The organism is Streptacidiphilus melanogenes, assembly GCF_000787835.1.
Taxonomy (GTDB): Bacteria; Actinomycetota; Actinomycetes; order Streptomycetales; family Streptomycetaceae; genus Streptacidiphilus; species Streptacidiphilus melanogenes.
This window is the reverse complement of the sequence record NZ_BBPP01000048.1, coordinates 46,279-53,578: the sequence shown is the minus strand read 5'-3', so window position 1 is coordinate 53,578 and position 7,300 is coordinate 46,279. Positions and strand designations below refer to the sequence as shown.

Below are 7,300 nucleotides of genomic sequence, written 5' to 3'. Positions count from 1 at the left end.
GGGTAGCGGTAGTGGTGCGGCTGCTGGGCGGGTTCGGGGTGGGGGTGGTTCATGTCCGTTGCCTTCCTGTCTGGGGTGTGGGCATCGGACACAAGCACCACTGGTTCCGCGGAGTTCCCCGTCGGCGGGAGCGACATCGAATCGACATCGGCGTCCCGCCGGCGGCGGCCTCTACCGGTTCTCGGTGTTGCCTTGTTCGGTGAGGAGTTGGCGGGTGAGGGCTTCGAGTTCGGGTCGGTGGGGGCGGAGCCGGTTGGAGAGGATGTTGGACAGGGCGGTGTCCCAGGAGGTGTTCGGCCACTTGGCGAGGTAGCGGGCGATGTCGGTCCGGGTGTCGGCGGAGAGCGCGTCGAGGTCGAGCGTGGCCAGGATCTGGGCGCTGATCTCCTGGCGGTCGATCAGCTCGGCGATCACGCGGTCCACGATTCCGTCGACGTCGGCCCCGAGGTTCAGGTGGGAGCGGAAGCGGAGGACGTCGTCGGTGGGGATGACCTTGCCGGTGGCGCCGTGGCGGGTGAGTTGCTCCTCGATGTAGGCGATCAGTTCGGGGGAGGTGAAGGCGTTGAGCTCGACCCGCTTGCCCAGCCACTTCTTCGCCTTTCCGTGGCGGTCCCACTCGGTGGGCTTGCCGGTGAACCAGGCGAGCGCGGTGGGGCTGAGCTGCTGCGCGAGCTGGGTGGGGAGGGCCTTGTCGCGGACGAAGGGCTCGGTTTCCAGGCCGCGGGCTTCGGCGTCCTCGACGTGGAGGCCGAGGCTGATGACCTCGACGCGGTGGTCGGGCATCCGGTCGGTCTCCTCGCCCAGGGTGCGGGCGATGTTGTAGCCGTCGATGTCGGCGTCGTGGAGGACGAAGATCTGCACGTCGCCGGCCGTGAGTTTCGCGAGGAGGTCGCGGCAGGCTTCGGTGCTGTAGCCCTCGGTGATGATGACGGCCATGTCGTATCGCTCGGCGATCCCCGACTCGTGGACCGGCGGCCACAGTCCGGCCTTCTCGATGATGAGGATTTTGTTGTAGTTCCAGTTCTCGGGCACGTACCGGGCGACCGCGAGGGTGCCCAGGCGCACGTCCTGGCTGCCGTCCTTGTCGTGGGGATGGTGCAGGGTGCCGCGCGGTTCGCGGTACAGGCCCGGGATCGGGCCCATCTCGCGTTCCCAGTCGGGGATCAGCCGCTGCTCGACGTAGGAGGCGTCCAGCCGGGTGCCCTGCGGGAGGTGCTTCAGCGCGAGGGGGCGGATCTTGTAGAACAGCGTGTGGGAGGAGAACGACAGCCCGTCCTCGCCGCTGACCTGGGCGATGGCGGTGGGCAGGACCGCGAACACGGCGTCCTTCTTCGTCATCTCGCCCGCCCGCCGGGCCCTGGCGGCGTCCTCGGCGTCACGCTGCCGGGCCTTGCGCTCCGTGGCCTCGGCCTTCTTCTCGGCTTCGAGGACGGCATCGCGGGCGCGCTGGGCGGCCAGCTTGGCCTTGTGCAGCGTCGTGGTGGCCGTGGTCAGCGCCTGCGCGCAGGCGTCGGCGACCTCCGGCGGCACGTCGAGGGCGACCTTGCCCTTGTCCATGAAGCGCGGGACGGGGCAGATCAGGTGGACCACCGCCGCCCGCAGGTCCTGGTTCCCGTGCTCGGGCGCCGCGTCGCAGGAGGTGAGGAAGGAAGTGGTTCCTTGCGTGCGGACGGTGTCGCCGGCCAGGTAGGTGCGGGCGAGGGGGTCGCCGAAGCTCGGTGAGTAGTTGACCGCGAAGCACACCGCGCCGGGACGCTCGGTGCGTGCGATGGTCACCTCGATGACCCACGGGATCCCGGCCTTGTCGGTGAGGGTCTTGCGGGCGAACCAGGATTCCTCCACGCCGAAGGCGCGATCCAGGGCCTGGGTGTAGTGGTCGCGGCTGATCTTGCCGAGGTAGGCGGGGCCGGGCGGCGTGCTGTGCTCGCGCATGGCCGCGAGCAGCACGGCGACCTGCTCCGGCTGGTCCTCGAAGCCGGATAGGTGGGAGATGCCCGGCAGGCGGGCGGCGACCAGCTTGGCCTTGACCGTGCCGGACAGGCCGGTGAAGCCGCCCACGAACTCCCGCAGCGGCACGTCCCGGCCGCCGTGGCGGTACTCGCGGATGTGGCCGAAGACCAGCGCCTTCATCGCGTCCTCGGTGTAGTGGTGGGCCGAGGTCGCATCGCCCGGCATCGGCTTGCGCCACTTCGCGGGAGCGGTCGGCTCGTAAATCACGACCCCCTCCCGCAGCGCCGCCTGACCGTGCTCAAAGCGAAGACGTGCGTGCGGGTTGGCCAGGGCGAAATTACGCATCCACTGCGCGGGCTCGTCCAGACCGAGCAGGTCGGCCGGCAGCGGCACGGTGACCGAGGTCCCCACCGTGCGATCGCTCGCGGCGGTGGCATGGCGGGTGACGACGTTGCGGCCCGGATCCAGCGACACGCTGATCTCGTGGCGCACCCCCTGGGCCTCGATCACGACGGGCGCGTGGACCTTGAGGGCGTAGGGCATGCCCAGCAGCGTCTTCATCGCGTTGCCCTGCAGCCCGCGGGTCGGGGACCGCACGGCCTCCTTGTCGGAGACGTTGACGTTGAAGTCCAGCAGCCGCTCCACCACCCCGGCCGGAATACCCGCGCCGTTGTCCGTCACCGTCACCCGCGCCACCCCGTCCGTCCGGGCCACCGCCAGACCGACCTCCGGACGGCCCCCGGCGGTCTCGGCGGTCTCGGCGGCGTCCAGGGCGTTGTCGAGCAACTCCTTGATCACGACCCGGTCGAAGTGGTGCTCCGGCTGCCCGGTCTGCGCCTCCAGACCCCTGACGGTCAAGAACTCGGTGTTCCGGGGCGTCGAGAAGACCCTCCGCTTCAGCGCCGGCCCATTGGTGTGGGAGGACTTCACGGTTTTCGGGGTGTTCGCGGTGGTGGTGATGGGCTTGCTCCTCACATACAGGGGACAGATCAACAGGCCGCCGCCTGCTCGACGGCAGGCAGGGCGGCATGGCCGCTGGGCAGGGCGTGACCGCTTTGACCAGGGCAGTTCCACCCTTCATGGGCGACTGCGAATGGCCGTTCTTAGCTCGTGTGGTAGGGTCCGCGCCCGCTCCGGACGGCCGGGGCGGCCGGGTGGCGGTCCGCGCCGTGGGAAGGCCCCCGGAACGGACCGCCACCGAGCGAGGGCGCGCGGCGGGTCAGCGGCCTCGGCCGCGTGTCGGCTGGCCGGGCTGCCAGTGCGGAGCCTGGGCCTGGTCCGCCGCCTTCGGCTGCTTGCGGCCCTTCGCCGCTGCGGCCCTGTGCGCTCCAACGGGGAGGGGTGGGAGGTCGGCGAGGTGCCGAACACGCCAGGTCAGGACCGCGGCGGGGTCCTTCGCGCTGTCCAGCTCCCGCTCACCCGCCGACCCGGCGAGCAGACCGGCCGGGTCCTTGCCGGCGCGGCGCGCCTGCTCCAGCACCCCGGCAAGCCCGGCCCAGCCGGGACCGGCCACCACCTGCTCGGCGAGGTGGGCGGGCAGGGCCTGCCGGACCGCCTCGGCAAGCTCCTGGCGCACCGGCCCGGGCACGCCCCTTGCCTGCGCCTGGAGGACGGCAGTCGGCGCTGCGGCGGCTTGGCGGGCGGCTGCTTCGAGCTGATCAGCCGCCGCCTGTGCGGTGCGGGCGTGCTGGCGGTGGCCGTCGGCCTGGTGCGACCGGTACAGGGCGATGCCGAGCAGAAGCAGCGCGTCCAAGAGGATCATCACCGCGTCCGCGTCCTTCCCGCGCCCGAAGCTGGGACCGCCGGCAAGGATCTGCCGGGCCGCGCTCCGGAGCGCCCGCAGTTCGCGGTCGGCGGCGCGGTCGTGCGCGTACGCGGCACGGCCCCACGCCTTCGCCGCCGCGCGCAGCTCGGCCTTGCCGGGCCCGTGATGGGTCTGGGCGACGGCGTCGAGGACCTCCCCGAAGCCCGCCGACCACGCCACCACCACGTTCATCGGAAGCTCGTCGCGGCCCGATTCCCCTCCGGCGTCGTCGCTGTCGCTGCTGGTCGTCGTCCTGACGGCGTGCAGGACATGACGGACCGTGCCGGTGGCGGTGGCCAGAGCGGGCGCGGCGCTGTCCGGGACACTCGTGCCTGGCGCGGGTTCGTCAGCTCCCGCGGCGAGGCGGGCGCGGATCTTGGGCAGAGTCAGGTCCGGCCCGAGTTCGCTGCCCGGGAACCAGACCGGCTCGCCCTTGCCGTTGCGGTCGCCGGGCAGGTGGAACGAGAAGCCCTGCGCGTCACCCGACGGCAGACGGCGGACCTTCACCCGCACACCCTGGGCCGCGACGTGGGCGAGGAACTCGTCCTCATTGGCCGCCCCGGCGAGCGCCTGCCGCAGCGCGGTGCGCAGCGATTCGCGGACGGTCTGCTCGCGGCCCTGGCGCTTGGCCTTGTGGACCTCGGCGCGGGTCGGGGCCTTGGCCATCGTGCCCCGGCCGAAGGTGTGGTCTACCTCGCGCAGCCCGTAGTCGGTTTCGATGCGGGCGAGTTCCTTCATGACGCGCCCGTAGTCGTTGTGCAGGCGGGCGTGGGTGAGGTTCGCGCGCACGGCGGTGGCGACGATGTGGACGTGGTCCTCGGCGTGGCGGACCACGACCCAGCGGCACGCGTCCGGATCACCCTCCTTGGCGATGCCGGCCGCGTGCATGACGCGGCGGGCGATCTGCTCCCACTCCGCGTCGGACAGGTGCCGGTCCTCCGGGGCGGCGCGCAGGGAGCAGTGCCACACGTGGTCCTTCGGAGCCCGCTTCCCGGCCTGCACGACTCGCAGGTCCAGGATGTCCGTGAGCTGCGCGAGGGCGGCGTCGAAGTCCGGGTCACGGCCCGGGTCGGGCAGGAACGGCTCGAACGAGGCGACGGTGTGCTGGTTGGTGTGCTCGTCCTCGTCACCGGGACCGTAGACGTAGGCCAGCACGCCGCGGGTGCGGTCACCCCGGGTGATGGACGCGATCACGGACGCCTCCGCGCCTTCGCCGCCCCGGTGACCGCAGCGTCCACGGTGCGCAAGGTCGAGCGGACCTGCTCCAGCAACTCCTGGCCACGGTCGAGGAACCGGATAGCGGCGGGGTCGGCGGGCAGTGTGCCGCCCATGTTCAGCTGCCGGGCGATCTGGTTGAGGTTGTTGCCCCACGCCCCCAGCTCCGGCCGGACAGCGGCGAGCTCGTCCACCAGCGCGTCCAACACGTCCGGCACCGAGCTGCTCGGTGCGACGCCCGCCTCCGCGGCGAGCAGCCACCGTTCCAGCATCAACGCCAACGACTCGTCAAGCTCGTCGGCCTGGGCCTGCCACCGCGCCTTCACCTCCGGAGCCACCCGGAACGTCACCCGCTCGCCGAGCGGATTATCGAAGTTCTTCGTACGGCGCTTCGGGCCCCGCCGGCGCTGCGCGGCCCGGGCAGCGCGCACCGGACGACCCGCCGCCGGCTCCGCCGGGGCGGTGACGTCAGCGTCAGCGGCGTCGGCGCTGACAGCAGCGGTCGCGTGGACGGGCAGCGAGCTGTCGGCGCGCGCGTCGACGGTGGCGCCATCCTGGTCGCGGCTGCCCTCGGCCGCGACTACCCCGAGACCCGGCGCCCTCGCCGGGTCACTCCCGCCGCCCTCGGCGGGGACCAGCGCGTGCGGACCGACGTAAGTCGGTCGCACGCTATTGCTGGCTCCCCGCACATGGCGAGCCTCATCAACCACGGTTGCTGGCAATGTAGTTGCAGCGACTGCGGGAAGGGAGCCCGGCCCGGCGAGGCCGTCGGCTCCCGCCTTCAGCGTGGCAGAGCTGTCGGGCTCGGCGTCAGGGGCCGGGTTCGAGCGGGGAGAGGTGGGGTTCTGGCGGTCCTTCAAGAGCGGCTCCGAAGACAGTGGACGGGCATGGGGGAGGAACGGCGCGGGTCAGGCTCGGGGGTCTGGTCACGCTGCTGCTGGCAGGCACGGAGGTTGTGGTCACCTTGGACTCCGGGAGGGTCGTGTCGGGCGGGGTTGTGGGCGGACCGGAAGGGGTTCCGGTCCGCCCGGCGAATCGTGCGACCGAAGGATCAGTCCTGCTCGGGGTGGGGGCGGGCGGTCGGCTGTCGGCGGAGCTCGGTGACCAGTTCCTGCAGGCGCTGGGTGCCCACGCCGAGGCCCGCGTCCGCGATGGCCTTGCGGGCGCTCGTCCGCGTGATGGTGCCGGGGTCAGGGTGGGCGGCCAGGATCGCCTTGGACAGCTGCTCTGGCGTCGCCATCCGAGGGCGCCCGCCGCCCGCCTGCCCCGGCAGCGCCTCCGGGACGGGCTCCGCACCAGGGTCTTCGTCGTTCTCCGCCACGGGCGCGGAGGGCGGCTCGGCGGCGACGGGCTCCAGAGCCGGAATTTCGGGCACGCTGGTCAAGGCCGTCGGGGCGGTTGCGTGCGGCACGTCCTGGCCCGTGCCGAGGATGGGCACGTTGCCGTCGGCGGTGCCGAAGTCGGGCCTGGCGAAGTCGGTTCGGGGCAGGTCGCCCTGGGTTGTGGTCACGGGCTGGTCGGTGTCCGGAATGCCGGGCTGGGCGGCTTGACGGGTGACCAGAATGTGCAGGTGCGTCGCCCCCGCCAGCGCCAGCGGCGCGACCATGGACAGGACGCCGACGGCCTGGTCACCCAGGATCAGGACATGGACGCCGGGCTGGTTCAGCCGGACGGCGTGCAGGGCGTTGGCCCACAGGCTCGCGGCGGTGGCCAGCGCGAACAAGAACCACGCGTACAGGCGCGCCCGCAGCGGGGCGTCGCGCAGCAGCAGGATCGCGCGGACCCCGTACGCGATGAACCCGTCGATCACGAGCGGGAACAGGTAGCTCAGCTGTGTGCCGCTGTGGATCGCGACGCCGACCTGCCGCAGCGCGTTGAACGACAGCACCGAGCCGCACGCGCCGAGCGCCACGATCACCGCCCGGTCGAACCGCAGGGGCCTGTGCCCCGGCCGCCTCCCAGCGGGCGCGGTGGTGGCGGTGTGGTCGGCGGCGGGTGGGCTGATGGCAGGCATGGGCAACTCCAGGGGATGGTCAAGGTCGAGGGGCGCGCCGCCGTCCGGGTGTCGCGGCAGGCCGGCGCATCGCGCGGCGGCGGCGAGGGCGCCGGGCGCGGTGAGGTGAAGGTGAAGGGTGAGGGGCGGGTCAGGCTCTGCAGGGCTGCAGGGACGCCGTCGTGCGCCCGAGGGCCGCGCGGACCTTCGCGATGCCGGACGCGGTCGCCGCGTGGCCGCTGCCCACGGCGACGACGTGCTGACCCAGCCCTGCGCATGTGCGGCAGATCCCGGCCTGGGGGATCGGCGCGGCGCAGCCGCCGCACTCGTGCCACCGC

4 protein-coding genes and 1 pseudogene are annotated in these 7,300 nt (G+C 72.5%); all 5 read right to left on the bottom strand.

The genetic code is table 11. The features are described 5' to 3' along the window. Positions 1–171 precede the first annotated feature (171 nt). Positions 172–2,925 carry an ATP-binding protein gene (locus tag TR49_RS33780; RefSeq protein ID WP_052434878.1) on the bottom strand — a complete coding sequence of 918 codons (2,754 nt, stop codon included), beginning with the start codon at positions 2,923–2,925 and terminating at the stop codon, positions 172–174. Positions 2,926–3,169: 244 nt separating this feature from the next. After that, positions 3,170–4,948, bottom strand: a complete 1,779-nt coding sequence (locus TR49_RS33775) for a relaxase/mobilization nuclease domain-containing protein (RefSeq protein WP_042388648.1) — start codon at positions 4,946–4,948, stop codon at positions 3,170–3,172. Next, positions 4,945–5,637, bottom strand: coding sequence for a MobC family plasmid mobilization relaxosome protein (locus TR49_RS40580; RefSeq protein ID WP_052434877.1), 693 nt, complete (start codon positions 5,635–5,637; stop codon positions 4,945–4,947). Before TR49_RS40580 ends, TR49_RS33775 begins: the two co-directional genes overlap by 4 nt. Positions 5,638–6,020: 383 nt before the next feature. Then, positions 6,021–6,983 (bottom strand): DUF2637 domain-containing protein, encoded by a 963-nt coding sequence (locus tag TR49_RS45105; protein WP_052434876.1) that lies wholly within the window; start codon positions 6,981–6,983, stop codon positions 6,021–6,023. A gap of 130 nt (positions 6,984–7,113) precedes the next feature. After that, a pseudogene (locus TR49_RS46020) lies at positions 7,114–7,300 on the bottom strand (hypothetical protein); the annotation flags it as partial.